General features: G+C 55.9%; 16 protein-coding genes. 3 read left to right on the top strand and 13 right to left on the bottom strand.

Annotated features, from left to right (window positions below):
* Nucleotides 1–4 precede the first annotated feature (4 nt).
* The 3 genes from rsmC to hemL form a co-directional block, all read right to left on the bottom strand.
* Nucleotides 5–1027 carry a 16S rRNA (guanine(1207)-N(2))-methyltransferase RsmC gene (gene rsmC, locus C9I92_RS05785; protein WP_047886613.1) on the bottom strand — a complete coding sequence of 341 codons (1023 nt, stop codon included), beginning with the start codon at nucleotides 1025–1027 and terminating at the stop codon, nucleotides 5–7.
* A gap of 162 nt (nucleotides 1028–1189) precedes the next feature.
* Complete coding sequence (locus tag C9I92_RS05780) at nucleotides 1190–2275, bottom strand: AI-2E family transporter (protein ID WP_047886426.1); 1086 nt, start codon at nucleotides 2273–2275, stop codon at nucleotides 1190–1192.
* A gap of 356 nt (nucleotides 2276–2631) precedes the next feature.
* The gene (hemL, locus tag C9I92_RS05775) at nucleotides 2632–3927 is read right to left on the bottom strand and encodes a glutamate-1-semialdehyde 2,1-aminomutase (RefSeq protein ID WP_047886427.1); all 1296 of its coding nucleotides are present in this window, start codon (nucleotides 3925–3927) and stop codon (nucleotides 2632–2634) included.
* A gap of 262 nt (nucleotides 3928–4189) precedes the next feature.
* On the opposite strand from hemL, the gene clcA reads away from it, so the two are divergent.
* Both clcA and erpA read left to right on the top strand, forming a co-directional pair.
* The gene (gene clcA, locus C9I92_RS05770; RefSeq protein WP_047886428.1) at nucleotides 4190–5593 is read left to right on the top strand and encodes a H(+)/Cl(-) exchange transporter ClcA; all 1404 of its coding nucleotides are present in this window, start codon (nucleotides 4190–4192) and stop codon (nucleotides 5591–5593) included.
* Nucleotides 5594–5653: 60 nt separating this feature from the next.
* Entirely contained in the window at nucleotides 5654–5995 is a 342-nt protein-coding gene (gene erpA, locus C9I92_RS05765) for an iron-sulfur cluster insertion protein ErpA (protein ID WP_047886429.1), read from the top strand.
* Between the two features lie 149 nt (nucleotides 5996–6144).
* Here erpA and shyC read toward each other — a convergent pair whose 3' ends face one another.
* On the bottom strand, nucleotides 6145–7464 hold the full coding sequence (gene shyC / locus C9I92_RS05760) for a peptidoglycan DD-endopeptidase ShyC (protein ID WP_047886430.1): 1320 nt from the start codon (nucleotides 7462–7464) through the stop codon (nucleotides 6145–6147).
* A 127-nt stretch (nucleotides 7465–7591) separates the two neighbouring features.
* Between shyC and tyrS the strand changes: the two genes are divergently transcribed.
* The gene (tyrS, locus tag C9I92_RS05755; RefSeq protein ID WP_047886431.1) at nucleotides 7592–8779 is read left to right on the top strand and encodes a tyrosine--tRNA ligase; all 1188 of its coding nucleotides are present in this window, start codon (nucleotides 7592–7594) and stop codon (nucleotides 8777–8779) included.
* Between the two features lie 137 nt (nucleotides 8780–8916).
* Here the strand turns inward: tyrS and C9I92_RS05750 are convergent, their stop codons facing one another.
* The 9 genes from C9I92_RS05750 to gltB form a co-directional block, all read right to left on the bottom strand.
* Nucleotides 8917–9510 (bottom strand): flavodoxin family protein, encoded by a 594-nt coding sequence (locus C9I92_RS05750; RefSeq protein WP_047886432.1) that lies wholly within the window; start codon nucleotides 9508–9510, stop codon nucleotides 8917–8919.
* Complete coding sequence (locus C9I92_RS05745; RefSeq protein ID WP_146149663.1) at nucleotides 9507–10586, bottom strand: questin oxidase family protein; 1080 nt, start codon at nucleotides 10584–10586, stop codon at nucleotides 9507–9509. Before C9I92_RS05745 ends, C9I92_RS05750 begins: the two co-directional genes overlap by 4 nt.
* The gene (locus C9I92_RS05740; protein WP_047886434.1) at nucleotides 10534–10962 is read right to left on the bottom strand and encodes a VOC family protein; all 429 of its coding nucleotides are present in this window, start codon (nucleotides 10960–10962) and stop codon (nucleotides 10534–10536) included. Before C9I92_RS05740 ends, C9I92_RS05745 begins: the two co-directional genes overlap by 53 nt.
* A gap of 198 nt (nucleotides 10963–11160) precedes the next feature.
* Nucleotides 11161–11772, bottom strand: a complete 612-nt coding sequence (locus C9I92_RS05735; protein WP_047886435.1) for a TRIC cation channel family protein — start codon at nucleotides 11770–11772, stop codon at nucleotides 11161–11163.
* 116 nt (nucleotides 11773–11888) lie between these two features.
* Nucleotides 11889–12710, bottom strand: coding sequence for a vitamin B12 ABC transporter substrate-binding protein BtuF (gene btuF / locus C9I92_RS05730; protein WP_053061902.1), 822 nt, complete (start codon nucleotides 12708–12710; stop codon nucleotides 11889–11891).
* A complete protein-coding gene (locus C9I92_RS05725) occupies nucleotides 12711–13667 on the bottom strand; it encodes a cobalamin biosynthesis family protein (protein WP_047886436.1) in 957 nt (318 codons plus the stop codon).
* On the bottom strand, nucleotides 13667–14365 hold the full coding sequence (gene mtnN / locus C9I92_RS05720) for a 5'-methylthioadenosine/S-adenosylhomocysteine nucleosidase (RefSeq protein WP_047886437.1): 699 nt from the start codon (nucleotides 14363–14365) through the stop codon (nucleotides 13667–13669). The genes C9I92_RS05725 and mtnN overlap by 1 nt, the downstream gene beginning before the upstream one ends.
* A 117-nt stretch (nucleotides 14366–14482) precedes the next feature.
* Nucleotides 14483–15895 carry an FAD-dependent oxidoreductase gene (locus C9I92_RS05715; protein WP_047886438.1) on the bottom strand — a complete coding sequence of 471 codons (1413 nt, stop codon included), beginning with the start codon at nucleotides 15893–15895 and terminating at the stop codon, nucleotides 14483–14485.
* Nucleotides 15896–15907: 12 nt separating this feature from the next.
* Nucleotides 15908–20371, bottom strand: a complete 4464-nt coding sequence (gene gltB, locus C9I92_RS05710) for a glutamate synthase large subunit (protein WP_047886439.1) — start codon at nucleotides 20369–20371, stop codon at nucleotides 15908–15910.
* Between the last annotated feature and the right edge of the window lie 253 nt (nucleotides 20372–20624).

Here is a 20624-nt window from a genome sequence, read left to right as displayed (position 1 = left end):
TGCGCTATTTTTTCGCGGCGTAAATGTTGAATTTATTGTTGCCGGCCGGCTGCTCACAGTGGCCCAGGCTGGCTTCGATCAGCGGCGGGTAACGCAGGAAGCTGTTGGCGACAATGATCAACTCGCCACCAGTGGTCAGGTGCTGGGGGGCTTCAGCAATCAAGGTTTCTGTGGCGGCGTAGAAGGTTTTCAGGCCGGCGTGAAACGGCGGGTTGCTGATCAGAAAATCGTAGTGACCCTGAAGGTCGCTGTATACATCCGTCGCGGTAAAACGGGCTTCCAGCTGATTAACACGGAAGGTTTCCTGTGCTGAGGCGATGGCTAGCGCGCTGATGTCACACAGCTCCAGGTCAATGTCCGGGTGGTTGGCTTTCATGAATGCACCAATAACACCGGCACCACAACCGAAGTCCAGTACCTTGCCGTGCAGTGCCGGCAGAGTGTTCAACAGAAGTTCGGATCCTTTATCAAACTCCCCGTGGCTGAAAACGCCTGGCAGCGAACGGATCGTCAGGCTTTGTCCGCCCAGCTCCAGCGGGTAGCTGCGGAACCAGTCCTGCAGGACAAACGCCGGTGCATTGTGGTCACAGCGACCCCAGTAAAAACTGCAGCGTCGGGCCGAGTCGTATTTGGTCAGTGGACCAAACGGGCCAAACATTTTTTCGGCGCTGCGCACGCCGCTGCGGTTCTCTCCTACCACACAAATCTCGGTGCCCGGCGCCACTTTCGCCAATAGCATGGCCATTAGGTATTCCGCTTCCGCTTTGGCTTTCGGCCAGTAAAGCAGGATCATATCGATGGATGCGGCGTCACCGTCAAATTCGGCACCAAAATGGGCAGTTACCTGAGGGCGCGCAGCCAGAGAGCGGTAGAACCCGTAGTTGGTGGTAAAGACTGTGACTGAGGCGGCGGTTTGCGCCAGCTCAATCGGAAACGCATCCGCCAGCTCACCGGCAATCAGGACATTGCGGTTTTCAAAAAACTCAATCTGGCGGAGAGCGACTTGGCTTGCAGCACTATAGGACATATCGGCCTCAGAAACGGTGACAGGAATATGGGGCGCGAATTGTTCCATAAATTCAGGGATAAGAAAAGCCGGAGGGCGGGGCCGTCCGGCTGATGTTAGGCAAGGTGCCGTGTCCCCGGGCATAAGCCGTGCGGGGACGGCGGTAAAACTGAGGCGCCTGACTCAGTGCTCATCCTGATGACGGAGGAAATCTTTGAATTCCACTTCATACAGTTTGAATAGCACTAGAGTGATGGCAAAAATAATTGGCCCGTAAATCAGGCCGATCAGTCCGAAGACGTTCAACCCGCCGATGATTGAGAAAAAGATCAGCAAAGTGCTCATGCCTGAGCTGCCTTGCATCAGCATTGGCCGCAGGAAGTTATCGATGGAGCCCACCACGACGGCACACCAGATGGCCAGGAACAGAGCCCATTCCCATTGACCGACGAGCAGAAGATACAGGGTCGCCGGGATCCAGATCAGCGCGGTGCCGACCACTGGGATCAGCGAGGCAAATGCCATCATTGAGCCCCAGAACAGCCCTGGGAATCCAGCCAGCCACATGGCAAAGCCACCTGCTGCGCCTTGTGCCAGTGCCGTCAGGAAAGAGCCCAGTACTGCCGATTTGGCCACTTGCTCGACTTCGTTCAGTACGGCGTCTTCCTGGCTGCGGGAGAGCGGCAATACATGGCGGATCGTGGCGACGATGCGGTCATGATCCCGCAGCAGGAAGAACAGCACAAACAGCATCAGCATGAAGTTGATCAGAAAGTTAGTGGCATCCCCGAGCAGCTTGGCGCTGGTGTTCAGCAGTTGGGCGCCAAATTTAGAGGCTGTTGCCGCGATTTTGCGGACAATTTCCTGGGCATCCAGCGGTTCAAAAGGCAGATATTTATCGAACAGTGCCATCAGTTTGACCACATACGGGTGCCCCAGCACCTCCTTGACGCCCCCGGTTGTCAGCCAGTTGTAGCTGTCGCGGGAAAACGTTGAGCCCTGATGAATGATAGAGCTGAAGACCACCAGCAGCGGGATCACGATCATAAAGGTCAGCAGGGTGCAGGACAGCACGGCTGAGAGATTGGGTAATGTCGGCAGTCGGTGGCTGATCCGGCAGTGGATCGGGTAAAACAACAGCGAGATGATAAAGGCCATGACGATGGGGCCGAGATAAGGCGCAATCAGCTGGTAACTGGCGTAGGCGGCAAGCGCAAGCGCCGCAATGAGCACCCAATGGCGGGACTCGATTTTGACGGAAGACGGCACGGTCAAATCCTTATTAAGGTCAGTGTTGTATGATACTGTTTTGTGGTACTTATGATTGCATCACCGGTCAGGTGTGGCAATTATCAATGTAGCCTGTTCAGGAAATATTAAGGAGTTTGCGATGGGGTGCTGTGATTGCGGATGCGATGAAAAGAAAAAGCGCCGGGTGCCACTGGCACTGTGGGTGGTTTTGGGGATAGCGGTTCTGACTGTGCTGTTCTGGCAATAGGTTGTTCTCCATATCCAGATATAAAACTCAGCCTGGCAACCCTAGCACGCTTTCGGGCTGAAAACGGCGACTTGCAGATAGTACAATGCCGCTCGTTGAGCGGCATTGTAGGGTTGGACGATGCGAATTACGCCGCTTCTTCTGCCAGTTTGGCAAACGCGAATTCTGCAGCGTCCAGCGTGGCTTCAATCTCTTTGTCACCGTGCGCCAGAGAGGTAAAGCAGGCTTCGTAGGCGGACGGAGCCAGGTAAACGCCCTTTTCCAGCATCAGGTTGAAGAAGCGCTTGAAGCGTTCGATATCACACTTCGCCACATCGCCGTAGCAGTTAACCGTTTCTTGGTCAGTGAAGAAGAAACCGAACATGGCGCCGACCTGATGGGTTTTCAGTGGGATGCCGTATTTGTCAGCCAGAGCCTGGAAGCCTTCTGCCAGACGCTGAGTGGTGTGAGCCAGACGCTGCTCATTGCCAGGCTGAGTCAGAACGCTCAGACAGGCGTGGCCGGCTGCCATGGCTACTGGGTTACCGGACAGGGTACCCGCTTGGTAAACCGGACCGGTTGGCGCAATGTATTCCATCACATCACGACGGCCACCGAAGGCACCTACCGGCATCCCGCCGCCGATCACTTTACCCAGCGTTGTCAGGTCAGGTTTGATGTTGTAGTAACCCTGTGCCCCGCCGTGTGAAACACGGAAACCGGTCATCACTTCATCCAGAATCAGCAGGGCGCCAAATTCGTCACAGATCTCACGCAGGCCTTCCAGGAAGCCAGCAACCGGTGGGATGCAGTTCATGTTGCCGGCTACTGGCTCAACGATGATACAGGCGATCTGCTCTGGGTGCTCAACAAAGGCTTCACGAACTGAGTCCAGATCGTTGAAGGTACAGGTCAGAGTGTGCTTGGCAAAATCTGCCGGTACACCTGGTGAGCTTGGCTGGCCCAGCGTCAGGGCGCCAGAACCGGCTTTCACCAGCAGGCAGTCGGCGTGGCCGTGGTAGCAGCCTTCAAACTTGATGATTTTGTCGCGGTTGGTGTAGCCACGAGCCAGACGAATGGCGCTCATGGTGGCTTCGGTACCAGAGCTGACCATACGAACCATTTCCATTGACGGCACCAGCTTCGACACCAGCTCAGCCATGGTGATTTCCATTTCTGTCGGCGCACCGAAGCTCAGGCCGCGCTGAGCCGCTTCAATAACGGCATCGCGGATTGCCACGTGGTTGTGGCCCAGAATCATCGGACCCCATGAGCCCACGTAATCAATGTAGGCTTTGCCGTCTGCATCAAAGATATACGCGCCGTCTGCTCGTTCGATAAAGAGCGGAGTACCGCCGACACCGGTGAAAGCACGTACCGGAGAGTTAACCCCACCTGGGATTGTTTGTTGCGCTTTGGCAAATAAATCAGCTGATTTGCTCATAGGGTTGTCCTGTTTGAATAATTGTCCGATGTGAACTGCCCGGCATTGTACCTAGGCGGTGGGGGGCTTTCAATTTCCCGGCGGGGGAACTCTGCGTCAGCTCAACCTCTTAGCGCGGAAAATTGCGTGCAGCAATGAAAAGCTAGTTTTCAAGAATGCCGATGTAAAAACCAGAGCGGGTCGACTATCCTTGGTAAGACGCTTCGCGTCCCTTTCTTTTTGCCCCGGTTCCACGGGATATCATCGACATACGGCGAGTTCAATGACGGATACAAACCAAGGCACTCCTGCGCCTGAACGACTGCAGCCCAGCGGGCTGGTACGGCGCTTTCTTTCCCGCGATAAAACCCCGATTTCAGTTCTGTTTCTGTCGGCGCTGGTCGGACTGGGAGCCGGGTTGCTGTCAACGCTGTTTGAAATCTCGGTGCATTGGGTCTCGGAGCAGCGCACCGAATGGCTGCGCAATGAAATCAGCAATGTGTTGCCGCTGTGGTTGTCGGCGTTTCTGATCAGTGCCGGGCTGGCGCTGGTCGGTTATTACTTGGTCAGCCGATTTGCGCCCGAGGCGGCAGGCTCCGGGATCCCGGAAATTGAAGGGGCGATGGATGATATCCGTCCGGTACGCTGGTGGCGGGTGCTGCCGGTCAAATTTATCGGCGGGCTGGGGGCGCTGGGCTCCGGCATGGTTCTGGGGCGGGAAGGCCCCTCGGTGCAGATGGGCGGCAATATCGGGCGCATGGTCTCCGACCTGTTCCGCCTGAAAGACAAAGAAGGCCGTCATGCGTTGCTGGCGTCCGGGGCAGCTGGCGGGCTGGCCGCAGCGTTCAATGCTCCGCTGGCCGGTATCATGTTTGTGGTTGAGGAGATGCGGCCGCAGTTTCGTTACAGCCTGATCTCGATAAAATGCGTGATGATTTCAGCGGTTGTGGCCAATATCGTCTTTCGCAGTATCGCCGGCCAGAACGCAGTGATCACCATGCCGCAATATGCCGCGCCGCACTTGCATTCGCTGTGGCTGTTTCTGATCCTCGGGATGCTGTTTGGTATTTTCGGCGTGATTTTTAACCGCCTGATCACGCTGGCGCAGGATTTGTTCGTCAGGGTTCACCGTAACGAGCGGCGCCGTTACCTGCTGACCGGTACCTTATTAGGCGGCTGTTTTGGCTTGTTGCTGCTCTATTTGCCGGAGCTGACCGGCGGTGGGATCGGCCTGATTCCGAGTGCGACCCAGGGCGAGTACGGGGTCGGGCTGCTGTTTCTGCTTTTTGTGGCGCGGGTAGCGACAACCCTGTTGTGTTTTGGCTCTGGCGCGCCCGGTGGTATTTTTGCCCCGATGTTGGCTCTGGGGACCTTATTCGGCACGTTCTTCGGTGCCGTGGCGCAACACCTTTTTCCGGATATGGGGCTGGACGCCGGAATGTTTGCGATTGCCGGAATGGGAGCGCTGTTCGCCGCGACGGTGCGGGCACCGATTACCGGTATATTGCTGGTGATTGAGATGACGAACAACTATCATCTGATCCTGCCGCTGATTATTACGACCCTGGGCGCGACCATGCTGGCGCAGGTTCTGGGTGGACAGCCTATTTACTCGCAACTGCTGCATCGTACCATTGCGAAAGAAAAAATGGCCCAGCAGTCGTCCTCAGAGGTGGTCAATACTTGAACGAGATAGTCAGGTATTAGATAATCAACGCAATGACCGAGTGTATTTGAGAGGTTTTGAATGAGCGATGCTAATTTGCCGCTGAGTTTTTCCGATGTTGCAGCGAATAAAGTCAAATCGTTGATCGCCGAAGAAGAAAACCCGAATCTGAAACTGCGTGTTTACATCACTGGTGGTGGTTGTAGCGGTTTCCAGTACGGGTTCACCTTTGACGAAAAAGTGAATGAAGGTGATTTCACCATCGAAAACAGTGGCGTAACCTTGGTCGTTGACCCTATGAGTCTGCAGTACCTGATCGGCGGCATTGTTGACTATACCGAAGGTTTGGAAGGTTCACGCTTCTTTGTGAACAACCCGAATGCGACCACGACTTGTGGTTGTGGGGCATCATTCAGCGTGTAAGCTGACTGTGCGCCCTGCGCGAGACAAAAAAAACCGCAACCTGATGTTGCGGTTTTTTTATGTCCGGGAAGCGCCCTGTGGCGCCGGGCTGCATATCTGGGAATGCCCTGGTCTAGGGGCTGTGTTTGGGGCGCGCTGGTTTGGACCGCTTAACTGCGGTTTGTCAGTAGCGGGCTGTTATCTGCAATGAACTGGCTGAACTGGTTCAGTTGCGCCATTCGCTCGCGGGCGTGCGCTTTGAAGCGGGTTTTCTCTTTGCCGCTCAGCGAGCGGGCCTGCGGCAGATCCACCGTGCGCGGATTTTTGTGCACGCCGTTGACCAGGAACTCATAATGCAGGTGTGGGCCGGTAACCCGACCGGTGCCGCCGAGAGTCCCGACGACTTCTCCCTGTTTGACCCGATCGCCGGTTTTGACCTTGCGCTTGGTCATGTGCAGGTATTTGGTGATGTAGGTGGAACTGTGGCGGATAAAGACATAGTTGCCGTTAAACTGGTTATAGCCGGATTTCATGACCACTCCGTCACCGGCGGCCCAGATTGGGGTGCCGACCGGCGCGACATAGTCAGTTCCACGGTGTGCTTTCACTTGTCCGGTGACCGGGTGAAGGCGACGAGGGTTGAAGTTGGAGCTGACGTAGCGGAAGTTTATCGGCGAGCGCAGGAAGGCCTTACGCATGGCGCGTCCTTCTGCATCATAGTATTTACCGTCTTCACTACGCACGGCGGTAAAAGTCTGGCCTAAGTTGGTGAAGGTGGCTGCCAGAATATCGCCGCGGCCAATGGGTTCGCCTTCCACCAGCTTTTCTTCAAACAGGACGGAAAAACTGTCTCCGGCCCGAATGTCGAGGGCAAAGTCGATATCCCAGCCAAAAATGCCAGCCAGTTCCATGATCTGGTTGGCGGTCAGTCCGGCTTTGTCGGCGGCGTTCCAGAAGCTGGAAGTGATAATAGCCTGGGCGTAATTAAGCTGGATGTCGACTTGTTTGCTTTCTTTGGCGGAGTAGAAGCTGTCAGCCGTGCGCGTGACGATCAGGCGTTCTGTCGCGCTTTGTGGCTGAACAAGCTGAACTAACTGGTTTTTTTCATCAAACCCGAAGCGAAGGGTTTCACCGGGACGCAGGTTGGCGAGCTCTTTGGTGCCTTCATCAGCGTTGACGAGTTGGTAGAGATCCAGAGGAGAGAGGCCGACTTTATCAAACACCACGGCCAGGCTTTCACCCGGCTTTACCTTATACTCTTTCCAGCGCAAAGCCGGAATTGCCGGTTTTTCTTCCCCGGCCATCGGTCGAAGCTGGGTGATGTTCAGATCCAGAGCCAGCGGGTAATGTTTGCCGGGTTCGAATTTTCGCTCCGGATGGGCGCTATCCTCGGTGCCCGGCCACAACAGCAACAACCCCATAAACAGGGTAATCACTGTGATTGAGACTTGGTGCATCCTTGGCAGCCGGCGCAGTATCGTTAATAGCATTAGTGATTTTTTTGTGTATTAGGAAAAAATAAATCAACCTGTAGTCTAACTGGTTTCAAAAAACATCGCTATTCAAGTAATATTGACGATTATTACTTTTTTGCCAATTCTGTGGGAGCGAACAAGAATGGCCAGTATTGAACAAGCATTAGCTGAAATTAAGCGTGGTGTTGATGAGCTGATTCCGGAAGAAGAGCTGATTGCCAAGCTGAAAGAAAACCGTCCACTGCGCATCAAGCTGGGTGCCGATCCGACAGCACCGGATATTCACCTGGGCCACACTGTTATTCTGAACAAGCTACGTACGTTCCAGGAACTGGGCCATGATGTGACGTTTCTGATCGGTGACTTCACCGGGATGGTCGGCGATCCAACCGGCAAAAACACCACGCGTCCGCCGCTGACACGCGAAGACGTACTGCGTAATGCTGAAACGTACAAAGAGCAGGTGTTCAAAATCCTGGATCCGGCGAAAACCAAGATTGAGTTCAACTCGACCTGGCTGTCCGAGCTGGGCGCAGAAGGCATGATTCGTCTGGCGGCTAACCAGACGGTTGCTCGCATGCTAGAGCGTGACGACTTCAAAAAACGTTACACGGAAGGCCGTCCAATCGCTATTCACGAATTCATGTACCCGCTGCTGCAGGGCTATGACTCGGTGGCGATGCACACTGACGTTGAGCTGGGCGGTACCGACCAGAAATTCAACCTGCTGATGGGCCGTGAGCTGCAAAAAGCCAACGGTCAGAAACCACAGGTTGTACTGACGCTGCCACTGCTGGTCGGTCTGGACGGCGTGAAGAAAATGTCTAAGTCGGCTAACAACTACATCGGTGTGGCTGATGCGCCAAGCGAAATGTTCGGTAAGATCATGTCGATTTCTGATGACCTGATGTGGAACTACTACGAGCTGCTGTCTTTCCGTCCGCTGGAAGAAATCGAGCAGTTCAAAGCAGACATCGCAGCAGGTAAGAACCCTCGTGATGTGAAAATTCTGCTGGCGAAAGAAATCATCGCTCGTTTCCACTCTGAAGCGGATGCTGACGCGGCAGAGCAGGAGTTCATCAACCGCTTCCAGAAAGGTGCAATGCCAGATGAAATGCCGGAATTCGAGTTTGAAGCCGGAATTGCCATTTCTAACCTGCTGAAAGACGCTGATCTGGTGAATTCAACGTCTGACGCACTGCGTATGATTCGTCAGGGCGCGGTGAAGATCGACGGTGAAAAGCTGGATGATACCAAGCTGGTTCCAGCGGCTGGTACGAACGTATACCAGGTCGGCAAGCGTAAATTTGCCCGTGTTACCGTAAAATAATTCCGATTTATACCCGTGACACACCACAAAGGCGCCTCAGGCGCCTTTGTTTGTTTATGCCTCCGGATAAATGCAAAAGCCGGAAATGGCTTCAGCTTCAGCTACATCAACTGCGATAAGACAGGTTCTGGGGCCAATTAGCTGTCTGTCGCTTGGGCACACTGTCGGGCAATGACTTGCTGTGCTGCCAGTCTCGCGACACGGCTGCCCAGATGGCGAACTGTGGCTAAATCCTGAGCATGAACCGTCCCTTCCGGTGCATGGGCTGAACTGCCGTATTGGACACCAAGGCGGTTGATTGATTTGTCGGTATAGCTGAAGGGCATATCCATTCCCACCCATAACATGCCATGTTGGCACGCCAGAGTGATCAGAGACTGCAGGGTACTCCCTTGCTCGCCATTGAAGCTACCGCCGACGGTAAAACCTGCGGCCAGCTTATCGCGCCAGTGTTGCTGCTCCCAATTTTCACTGCTGGCATCGGCGAAGGCTTTAAATTGAGCCGCCGGTCCGCCCATGAACGTCGGGGTACCAAAGATGATCGCATCGGCATTGGCCAACGCCCTGAATAACGCCGGATCGCGAAATCGGCCGTTGAGGATGCGCTCCCCCCGGATCGGATAGAGCGTCGCGTGTGCCCCTGGCTGTTGGCTGATTCCCGCCGCGCACGCCTGGGCTAATTGTTCGGTACAGCCGGATTGGGAAAAGTAGACAATAAAGACTGAGGTCATGGGTTCTCCTTGGCAAGTCGCCTCATGATAGCGGCCGGGTATTCCGGCAACGAAAAATGGTGATACAGGTACTGGCAGCTATAGATCAGCTTGATAGTGTGATCATCATCGCTGGTGCAGGTTTGCGCCTGCCAGTGGGCCCACTGTAACGGCGGACAATCCCTAATCGAGACTGGAGGCGCAGCAGTCCCGGCAACCCCCAACGCAGCGACGAAGGCCTGCCAGTAGTAGCGTAGCGCCAGCGCTGGCTCAGCGAGGTAAGGCTGCAATTGGTGCAGGGCCTGAAAACCGGTAACCCCGTGCAGCAGGGTGAAATTGTTGGTGGCAAGATAGTGACGGATCGTGAGCCGGGCGACCAGCGGCTCGTTTAGGTCGGCCGGAGTGACGGCAAGCGATGCAAATTCGGGCAGGCTGCTGAGTTCAGCGATCCGATCGACAATGAGGCCGGGCTGATATGAGTGCGCGGCAAAGTGATGCTGCACAAGACGCAATTGCTGCTCGGCCTGTATCGTCTCACTTTGGTGCAACGCCCCCAGGGTTTGGTATTCACTGGCCCAGTAGGCCAGGGCAATGGCCACTTCGTCGGGATCTTGCAGGGTAACGCCGTAGCTGAGGCGGATCACCCCATGAAAAGCGGCGCTGATCAGCCCTGGCAGTAGTTCGGGCAGGGCATGGCGCACGGTTTGCTCAATTCCCTGCTGGTGGATTTGCCTGCGATAACGGGACAGAAAGCGGCCGAAATCGGCCCTGTTGCCGAGTGTCGGCGTTTGTGCATCGGTGCAGGCCGGACGCATGGGCACCAACTGGCCGGTATAGTGGTGATAAAACGCATCCAGTTGGTTCTCGGACGCCCCCTGAAAAGCCAGGGCGGCCAGCGCCATTGGCAAGTGGTTGGCCAGACCGCGGCCGTAGACAGGATCATACCGTTGCCCTTGACGAATCAGTTGCAAGCAGTGCTCAGAAATAGGATGAAACATGCCTTTCTCCTGGTTGCCGTAAACAGAAAACGGATGGGTACTTTGGTTATAGGTGATAGTCGTTGCGCTGGGCGGGATCGTCACTGAGGTATTCGACAAACTCCCACTCAATGCCGTTGGGATCCCAGAAGTAACAGCGTTTTCGCCACGGGTGTGTGGTTTCGATGTCATTTTCCTGATAACCGGCAGCCAGTAAGCGCTGTCTGACGCCGTTAACATCCTGCGTGACCAGACCGATGTGATTGATTCCGCTGTCGAGGTAAGGCGCACGATCGATCTTGTCGCGATTCACGACATCCTGCAGGGCCAGGTAAGTGTGTTCAGTGCCAATATGGCACCAGCGATAGAGCTCGCTCTGACCGCGATGTCGGACAGAGAAACCGGGCAGGGCGGTTTGCAGAAATGCGATGCTGTGGTCAATGTTGCTGACGGTGAGATTGGCGTGTTCGACATACGGGACGTGATCAGTGCTCATGTTGCCTCCTGAAGTATATTGCGTATGGTTTTAGTAAAAGCATATTAGTAATGTTTTTGATTTACTAATAGGATAGGCGGTGGTGTAGATAAATAAAGTTTTTTGTTTATTTAATTGGTGTGGGACGTAAAAAAGACCGCCTGTTTGGCAGTCTTTTTATGTATGGGTGCAAAAACTGAGGCTATTTTGCCGGCTGGATCAATTTCTTAAGGCGAAGGTTGGCAATGACAGGTGCCAGCGGATAGCGGCCAGTCGAATGCTTAGGGTGGTGATGACGCCGACCAGCGTTGCCAGTGCGGTTTCCACGCCCATTATCAGCGCCACCGTGTGCACAATTCCCCCAAGAATACAGGCGGTCGCATAGACTTCGGTACGCAGAACCATCGGGATTTCGCGGGCAAGCACATCACGTATCACCCCACCGCCACAACCGGTAATGACCCCCATAATGACCGCGACCATCGGGGTGGCACCAAAGCGCAGGGCTTTCTCGACGCCAATCGCGACAAATACGGCAAGTCCGATGGCATCTGCAACCGGCAGGATATACCAAGGCATTTGCCGCGGGCGCCGGATTGCCACCATGCTGATGAGGCAGGTAATAAAGATCACCCACAGGTAGTTGGTATCGGTGATCCAGAAGACCGGCGTTGCGCCGAGCGCCATATCACGGATGGTACCGCCGCCGATAGCCGTGACGCTGGCCAGTACCACGACCCCAAACGGGTCCATCCGGAGACGGCCAGCCAGCAAAACGCCCGAAGCGGCAAACACGGCCGTTCCGAACATATCAAGAATGTAGATAAGCATGGGGTTACTCGCCTGCGCAAAGTCAGTTAAAAAACCGCGTGATTGTACGAGGAATCGTTCGCCGCACAACCGGATACATTGGCTTTGTGAGTGTTGTCACATAACTTTAACAAGGCTCAGTGTGGCTGCTGGCGAACCTTATCCAAGTAGTGGCATACCTCCTGGGCCGCTTTAAGCGTACGGGGGGTCGGGCGGTTCAGCCAGTCGGAGGTCAGAAAGAACAGATTACCGCGGGCAACGGCCGGTAATTGTTGCTGCCACTTGTTCCAGCGCGCCAGTTGGCTGCCCGCATGGTTGGTGCCAAAAATCACTTCCGGCTGGCGAATAATGACTTGCTCTTCGGAGACCTGCGGGTAGGCTGCCGGACTGTCTGCGAACACATTTTGGCCCCCGCACAGGGCAAAAACCTGACTTGGCCAGCTTTCGCCGGACAGGGTGATCATCGGGGCATCGCTGAGCTGATAAAAGTATTTCACCGGGCGTTGGGTCTGGTGGCTTTGCTGCAGTGCGTTTAACTGCTGGCGGAAATCGGTAGCGGCCGCGTTCGCCTGCTGCGGGGAATCGGCATACTTGCCGAGGGCCTCCAGGCTGGTGGCAATGTCAGTCAGTGTCTTCGGATTGGAATAAAAAACGGTGAAGCCGAGCTGCTCCAGTCGCTCCATCTCCCGGCTCGGATTACCGCCCTGCCATGCCAGAATCAAATCCGGTTGCAGAGCCACGATACGTTCCAGTTTAATGCCGCGGTAGTTGGCGACCCGCTCCAGGGCTTTGGCTGCTTCCGGGTAGTCACTGTAGTCGCTGGCGGCAACCAGTTTATCGCCCAGCCCTGCAGCATAGGCCAGTTCGGTGGTGTGGGGGGACAGACTGATCACCCGCTCCACAGCGGCGGTCGCGGTTGCTGCGCTGAGCAACAGAAAACAGAAAGCAAGCAGACGCACTCAGAACATTCCTTGAGTCAGAAGTAGTAACAGGCTTTGCAGGATCACCCAGCCAATCAGGCGTTGGTTAACCAGTCGATCAATCTGGGCAAGGTGCAGCGCGGCGGGGGAGATGGGGCCGCCCAGGCGCGGACGCTCCCGCTTGATCGTATCGTAAATGGCCGGGCCACCGAGAGAGAGCGACAGTTTGTGTCCGGTTGCCACCAGTAACCAGCCCGGACCGGGTAGCAGCCAGGCTTCTCCCTGACTGGCGAGCCCGCGCCAGGCGACGCGCACGTTTTGGCCGAGGCTGATCAGGACGGCAAACAGGCGAAGCGGGACGATATCCAGCAGCGCCAGAATTCTTACTGCCGGCAAGCCAAACTGGCGATATTGCTGTCGGCTTGGCGACCACACCCGCGCCAGTGACACCGCCAGCCGGTAGAGAATGGCGCCGATGCCGCCTGCAATGCCAAACCAGAACAGCACGCCTGCGACCAGACGGCCGTATGCCAGCAGTTGGGTTTCCGCACCGGCTTTACCCAGCCCCAGCAACGACAATGAGTCGGTGTGGCGGTTGATACGGGTGGAGAGTAGAAAGCGGCAGCCTTGCTTGTCTTCCCGGCTGTAATGCCGGATAAAAGCCTGACTGAATTGGCGGGTGTTGCGCCAGTCTAGCGCAATCCAGAGCAGCAGCAGGTGAAAGGCCGTTTCTATCCATACCAGCTGGTAGAGGCAAATCAGCAGTACCAGCACGGTCAGCCACATTACGCTCCAGGCCAGCGCACCAGCCAGTTGTTGCTGGCGGGGGGCGTCATCAGGGTGGTTGACTCTGTCAGCTATGGCGCGGGCCAGTTGCTGCCATATTTGCAGCGGATGAAGGGCGGCGGGCAGGGGGAGCAGCCATTGCAATGCCAGGGCACCCCACAGTGCCAGGAGGTAAGGGGATGCGGTCAGCAGGGCAATGGCTTCGTTCATTATTGGCTCAGAATCTCAGCCATTTTGCTGACCATGGCTGAAGAACTTTTCGCGGCCAGTGGCAGGAATTCTTCAAAGCTCATTGGCGATTCTTTATCCGCGACATCTGAAATCGCACGGACAACGACAAACGGAACGTTGAACTGATGACAAGCCTGAGCAATAGCTGCGGCTTCCATTTCGACGGCAACGACTGACGGGAAGTGTTCTCGGATGAAGGCCTGTTTGTCGGCTGAGCAAACAAAAGCATCACCTGTACAAATCAGACCGCGTACGGCGTGGATATCCCCCATTGCTGCCAGGGCTTTTTCTGCCACGGCCATCAGTTTTTCGTCGGACTGGAAAGCGGCTGGTTGCTGTGCCATCTGGCCAATTTCGTAGCCAAACGCCGTTACGTCAGCATCGTGGTAGCGTACTTCCGTTGAGATAACCACATCACCTACATTCAGTGAGCTGTCGAAACCACCGGCTGAACCTGTGTTCAGTACGACATCTGGCTGGAACACTTCCAGCAGAACGGCTGTGCCAACAGCGGCTGCCACTTTACCAATGCCAGACTGAAGCAGAACCACATCGGCGCCGTTCAGCGTCCCGGTGTAGAAGGTACAGCCTGCTTTCTGGTGAGTTTCACAGTTTGCCAGTTGCGATTTCAGGATCGCAACCTCTTGCTCCATCGCGCCAATAATGCCGATTTTCATCAATAGGATCTCTTGCTGGTGAACAAAGGCTCCCGAATGGGAGCCTGATTAGAATGGTGTGATTGTAACATGAGCGTGGCGGCAATTGCCAAATTGCCGCCCTTGTTACGCCCAGATTCAGAGTTCCAGATAGCTGAGGATACCGTCTGCGGCTTTGCGGCCTTCATCGATGGCGGTCACCACCAGATCTGAGCCCCGTACCGCATCGCCACCGGCAAAGATTTTCGGGTTGGTGGTCTGGTAGGCAAACTCGGCCTGAGCTGGCGCTTTAATGCGTCCCCAGTCATCAAGCGCCACGTCAAACTCGCTCAGCCAAGGCATCGCATGAGGCTGAAAGCCAAACGCCATGACCACGGCATCCGCCGGCAGAACGTGCTCGCTGCCTTCGACAGGCTGTGGGCGGCGGCGACCGGCTTCGTCTGGTTCACCCAGCGCCGTTTTCACCATATTCACCCCAGAGATGTGGCCTTTATCGTTCAGTTCCAGACCAATCGGCTGCAGGTTAAACTGGAATTTTACGCCTTCCTCTCGGGCATTTTTGACTTCCCGCTTTGACCCCGGCATGTTGGCTTCATCACGGCGGTATGCACAGATCACGTTCTTGGCACCCTGACGGACAGAGGTGCGCACGCAGTCCATCGCGGTATCACCACCGCCCAGTACCACCACGTTTTTGCCTTTCATGTCGATGTAATCCGGGCCGCTTTCCAGCCCCATCACCCGGTAGGTGTTGGAGATCAAAAACGGCAGGGCATCGTACACTCCCGGCGCGTCTTCGTTGTCCAGTCCGGCACGCATGTTTTGGTACGTGCCGACACCAAGAAAAACCGCGTCGTAGTCATTGACCAGCTCAGCCAGCGAGACATCTTTGCCGACTTCGGTATTGAGGCGGAACTCCACCCCCATTTCGGTAAAGACCTTGCGGCGATTGATCATGACCTCTTTTTCCAGCTTGAACGACGGGATGCCGAAGGTCAGCAGGCCTCCGATTTCCGGGTAGCGGTCAAACACCACCGGTTTGACCCCGTTGCGGACCAGAATGTCGGCACATGACAAACCGGCAGGGCCGGCCCCGATAATCGCGACTTTTTTGTCGGTCCATTCCACCTGCGACATGTCCGGTTTCCAGCCCATTTCAAACGCTTTATCGGTAATGTATTTTTCCACGTTACCGATAGTGACCGCGCCGAAATCGTCATTCAGGGTACAGGACCCTTCACACAGGCGATCCTGCGGGCAGACCCGGCCACAAACTTCCGGCAGGGTGTTGGTCTGGTGGGACAGCTCCACCGCTTCAATAATCCGTCCCTCATTGGCCAGTTTTAGCCACTGCGGAATGTAGTTGTGCACCGGGCACTTCCATTCGCAGTACGGATTGCCACAATCCAGACAGCGGTCAGCCTGTGCGCTGGCCTGCTGCTGGGTAAACGGCTCGTAAATTTCGACAAACTCAATCTTGCGCACTTTCAGTGGTTTCTTGGGTGGGTCGATACGCGCCACATCAATAAACTGGTATACGTTCTGGCTCATCGGACTCCCTCCCTATTGTGCTTGAACGCGCAGCTCGGCCGCCGACAGGCTTTGGTGACCAAGCAGGGTATTTACATCGGCAGATTTTGGCTTCGCCAGATAGAACTTCGGAATCCACTGGTCAAATTCAGCCAATATCTCCTGAGCCCGGCTGGAGCCGGTGTGTTCCAGATGCTGGTCAATCAGGCCGCGCAGGTGCTCCTGGTGGATTTTCAGCTCTGCCAGTGGCAGGGCTTCAACCAGTTCCGGGTTTACCCGGCCGGCAAAATCGCCGTCTTCATCCAGAATATACGCGAAGCCACCGGTCATCCCGGCCCCGAAGTTCACCCCGGTTTTGCCCAGAATTGCCACGATACCGCCGGTCATGTACTCACAGGCGTTATCCCCGGCTCCTTCAATCACCGCAATGGCGCCGGAGTTACGTACCCCGAAACGCTCCCCGGCCTTACCGGCTGCATACAACTTACCGCCGGTGGCGCCGTACAGGCAGGTATTACCGACGATTGTGGCATCGCTGGACTTGAATGCCGAGCCTACCGGTGGGCGGATCACAATCTGGCCGCCCGCCATGCCCTTACCGACGTAGTCGTTGGCATCACCGGTCAGGTACAGATTCAGGCCGCCGGCGTTCCAGACCCCGAACGACTGCCCGGCGGTGCCGGTCAGGTGCAGGTTGATCGGTGAGGCTGCCATGCCCTGGTTGCCCCAGCGTTTGGCTATTTCACCCGACAGGCGGGCACCGACTGAGCGGTCCGTGTTACGGATATTCTGGAAAATATCGGCTCCGCTGCGGCTTTCGATGGCCGGTAGTGCTTGCTCCAGTAGCGCGGCGTTCAGGGTTGCCGGGTCAAACGGTGTATTAGGCTCGCTGCAGTACAGCGTTTTGCCCGGCTGCGGTTCTGCGGTTGCCAGGATAGGCGACAGATCCAATTTGCTCTGTTTGGCCGTGTAACCTTCCACAACTTCCAGTAAGTCAGTGCGGCCAATCAGGTCAGTCAGTTTCTCGACGCCCAGAGTGGCCAGCAGGTCACGCACTTCCTGGCCGAGGCCGATAAAGTAGTTCATGACCTGATCCGGCAGCCCTTTAAAGAAATCACGGCGCAGGGTTTCATCCTGGGTCGCGACCCCGGTAGCGCAGTTGTTGAGGTGACAGATACGCAGGTATTTACAGCCCAGAGCTACCATGGGCGCCGTACCAAAACCAAAGCTTTCGGCCCCGAGAATGGCGGCTTTCACCACATCCAGCCCGGTTTTCAGGCCGCCGTCCACCTGCAGGCGGATTTTGTGGCGCAGTCCGTTGGCCACCAGTGCCTGCTGGGTCTCGGCCAGTCCTAATTCCCACGGGCTACCGGCATATTTCACAGAGGTGAGCGGGCTGGCACCAGTACCGCCGTCGTAGCCGGAAATGGTGATCAGATCGGCGTAGGCTTTGGCAACCCCGGTCGCGATCGTGCCGACGCCCGGCTCAGAAACCAGTTTGACGGACACCAGTGCATCCGGATTGACCTGCTTGAGGTCGAAAATCAGCTGCGCCAGATCTTCAATCGAGTAAATATCGTGGTGCGGCGGTGGTGAGATCAGAGTGACGCCCGGTACCGCAAAGCGCAGCTTGGCGATTTCCGTCGTGACTTTGTGCCCCGGCAACTGGCCACCTTCACCCGGTTTTGCCCCTTGGGCGACCTTGATTTGCAGGACATCGGCGTTCACCAGATAGTGCGGTGTGACCCCGAAGCGACCGGAGGCCACCTGTTTGATACGCGAGTTACGTTCGGTGTTGAAGCGACGCGGATCTTCACCGCCTTCACCGGAGTTTGAGTAACCGCCGAGGCGATTCATCGCAATGGCCAGCGCTTCATGCGCTTCCGGACTCAAAGCACCGATAGACATTGCCGCGGAGTCAAAGCGTTTGAACAGCTCAGTAGCCGCTTCCACTTGCTCCAGGGCAATCGGGTCGCCACTGGTTTTGAGTTTGAACAGGTCACGGATGGCGGCCACCGGACGCTCGTTGACCTCGCGGGCAAACGCGAGGTAGTCCTGGTAGTCGCCACTGCGTACGGCTTTTTGCAGGGTGCCGACCACATCCGGGTTATAGGCGTGAAATTCACCGCCGTGGACGTATTTGAGCAGACCGCCGTGCTCGATAGGCTTGCGTTTCAGCCAAGCCCGACGGGACAGGTTAAACAGATCCTGCTGAAAATCGCTGAAACCTGCGCCCTGAATACGGCTGGAGACGCCTTTGAAGCACAGATCAACCACTTCACTGTCGAGACCCACGGCTTCAAACAGCATGGAGCAGCGGTAAGAGGCGATGGTTGAGATCCCCATCTTCGACATGATCTTGTACAGACCCTTGTTGATACTGTTCCGGAAGTTCAGCATCACTTCGCGGTAAGGGTGGGTCAGAGCGCCGCTGTCAGCCAGCTTACCCAGTGATTCATAGGCTAGGTAAGGGTAGATCGCGGTGGCCCCGAAGCCGAGCAGTACCGCAAATTGGTGCGGATCGCGTGCTGCAGCTGTTTCCACAATGATGTTGGCATCACAGCGCAGGTTTTGCGCCACCAGTCGGTTTTGGACCGCGCCGACCGCCATCGCTGCCGGAATCGGCAGTTTCTCTGGCGTTACGCCACGGTCAGACAGCACCAGCAGAACGGTACCGTTACGCACCAGCCGCTCAGCCTGATCACAGACATCCAGAATCGCTTGCTTCAGATCTTTCTCGCTAGGATCGAAATTGATGTCGATGATGCTGTTGCGATAATGCTGATCGTCCAGCTCCAGCAACTGTACCAAATCTGAGTACAGTAGGACCGGTGAGGCAAAGGCTACCCGATATGCGTGACCGTCGGTTTCGCAGAAGACGTTCATCTCGCGGCCGATACAGGTGGCCAGCGACATCACGTGTTTTTCCCGCAGCGGATCGATTGGCGGGTTAGTGACCTGGGCAAACATCTGGCGGAAATAATCAGTAACCGCGCGCTCTTTGGACGAGAGCACGGCCATCGGGGCGTCATCGCCCATGGAGCCAGTTGCCTCCTGACCTATCTCGCCCATCACTCGGATGACCTGATCCAGCTCTTCCCGGCTGATGCCGAACAGCTTCTGGTAGGTCGACAACTCGTTGTCGCTCAGCGAACGGCTGCCAACCTGATCGTCGCCGAGATCTTCAAACGGCACCAGACGCTTAACGTGGCTGTCCATCCACTCTTTATAGGGATGGCGTTCCATCAGATCATTATCGATGTCATCAGAATGCCAGATCTTGCCGAACTTGGTATCGATTACCAGCAACTCGCCCGGGCCAACGCGGCCTTTTTCAGCCACTTCATCCGGAGCGTAATCCCAGATCCCGACTTCCGACGCCAGGGTGATCAGTTTGTCTTTGGTGATCACATAGCGCGCCGGGCGCAGGCCGTTGCGGTCTAGGTTACAGGCCGCGTAGCGACCGTCGGACATCACGATCCCGGCCGGGCCGTCCCACGGTTCCATGTGCATGGAGTTGAAATCATAGAAAGCGCGCAGCTCAGGATCCATGTCCGGGTGGTTTTGCCATGCTGGCGGGACCAGCATTCGCATGGCGCGGAACAGATCCATCCCGCCGGACAGGAACAGCTCCAGCATGTTATCGAGGCTGGAGGAGTCCGAACCGGTCTCATTAACGAACGGCGCGGCATTTTGCAGATCCGGCAGCAGCGGCGAGGCGAATTTATATGCCCGGGCGCGTGCCCACTGTCGGTTACCGGCAATGGTGTTGATTTCACCGTTATGCGCCAGATAGCGGAACGGCTGTGCCAGTGGCCAGCGGGGCTGGGTATTGGTTGAAAAGCGTTGGTGGAACAGACAGATAGAAGACTCCAGACGGATGTCGCCTAAGTCTTTATAAAAGCGCGGCAGGTCCGCCGGCATGCACAGGCCTTTGTAGACCGTGACTTGCGTTGACAGGCTGCAGATGTAGAAATCCGGGTCGCTGCTGATGCGTTTTTCGATACGGCGACGGGCAACGTATAGGCGGCGATCGATATCGCGCGGCTTCCAGCCGGCCGGGGCATTGACAAAGACCTGCTCGATGTTCGGCAGATTTTCTGTCGCAATCGGGCCCAGAACTTTCGGGTTGATAGGCACTTCACGCCAGCCCACCAGCGACAGGGTTTCTTTGGCCAGCTCTTCATTGATGATGGTACGGGCCTGTTCGGCCAATACCGGATCCTGACTGAGGAAAACCATCCCCAGCGCAAATTCGCGTGAGAGTTTCCAGCCTTTTTCTTCGGCGATAATTCGGTAAAAACTATCGGGCTTCTTCATTAAAAGTCCGCAACCGTCACCCGTTTTCCCGTCGGCGGCAATACCACCACGGTGGGTCATTCGGTCAAGAGCGGAAATCGCGGTACGTACAAGCTTGTGGCTGGTTTGTCCTTCTATATGGGCGATTAGCCCGAAGCCACAGTTGTCCTTATCCAGCGTTGGGTCATACAGTGTCATTGCAACTCTCCCTAGCATCTGCCTGAATAAGCAGTGTTACTGCATTTTTTTGACAGTCATCCTGACCGTCCAAAACTTACCTAAGCACTGTTTCCTTTCCACGTTTTTATTGTTGTTCAGGTACGGCTAAAGGTATTCATGTGCTTCCAGCGACCTTTCACGTTAACGGCTAATTACAGAAAGGTCAAACATTGTTCGCGGGTTTAACAAACCGTTAATATTTGGTGCGCGGGAAGCAAAGAATGCGACGGAG

Origin of the sequence: Photobacterium ganghwense, assembly GCF_003025595.1 — a bacterium.
GTDB lineage: Bacteria > Pseudomonadota > Gammaproteobacteria > Enterobacterales > Vibrionaceae > Photobacterium > Photobacterium ganghwense.
Note: the sequence above shows the minus strand (reverse complement) of the source record. Positions and strands in the feature narration are given on the sequence as shown.

Excerpts from the sequence above, each read along its gene's own strand:
- mtnN (WP_047886437.1), bottom strand. The coding sequence starts at position 14,365 with ATGAAAATCGGCATTATTGGCGCGATGGAGCAAGAGGTTGCGATCCTG.
- C9I92_RS05715 (WP_047886438.1), bottom strand. The coding sequence starts at position 15,895 with ATGAGCCAGAACGTATACCAGTTTATTGATGTGGCGCGTATCGACCCA.
- C9I92_RS05735 (WP_047886435.1), bottom strand. The coding sequence starts at position 11,772 with ATGCTTATCTACATTCTTGATATGTTCGGAACGGCCGTGTTTGCCGCT.
- clcA (WP_047886428.1), top strand. The coding sequence starts at position 4,190 with ATGACGGATACAAACCAAGGCACTCCTGCGCCTGAACGACTGCAGCCC.
- tyrS (WP_047886431.1), top strand. The coding sequence starts at position 7,592 with ATGGCCAGTATTGAACAAGCATTAGCTGAAATTAAGCGTGGTGTTGAT.
- rsmC (WP_047886613.1), bottom strand. The coding sequence starts at position 1,027 with ATGTCCTATAGTGCTGCAAGCCAAGTCGCTCTCCGCCAGATTGAGTTT.
- C9I92_RS05750 (WP_047886432.1), bottom strand. The coding sequence starts at position 9,510 with ATGACCTCAGTCTTTATTGTCTACTTTTCCCAATCCGGCTGTACCGAA.
- C9I92_RS05740 (WP_047886434.1), bottom strand. The coding sequence starts at position 10,962 with ATGAGCACTGATCACGTCCCGTATGTCGAACACGCCAATCTCACCGTC.
- gltB (WP_047886439.1), bottom strand. The coding sequence starts at position 20,371 with ATGACACTGTATGACCCAACGCTGGATAAGGACAACTGTGGCTTCGGG.
- C9I92_RS05725 (WP_047886436.1), bottom strand. The coding sequence starts at position 13,667 with ATGAACGAAGCCATTGCCCTGCTGACCGCATCCCCTTACCTCCTGGCA.
- hemL (WP_047886427.1), bottom strand. The coding sequence starts at position 3,927 with ATGAGCAAATCAGCTGATTTATTTGCCAAAGCGCAACAAACAATCCCA.
- erpA (WP_047886429.1), top strand. The coding sequence starts at position 5,654 with ATGAGCGATGCTAATTTGCCGCTGAGTTTTTCCGATGTTGCAGCGAAT.
- shyC (WP_047886430.1), bottom strand. The coding sequence starts at position 7,464 with ATGCTATTAACGATACTGCGCCGGCTGCCAAGGATGCACCAAGTCTCA.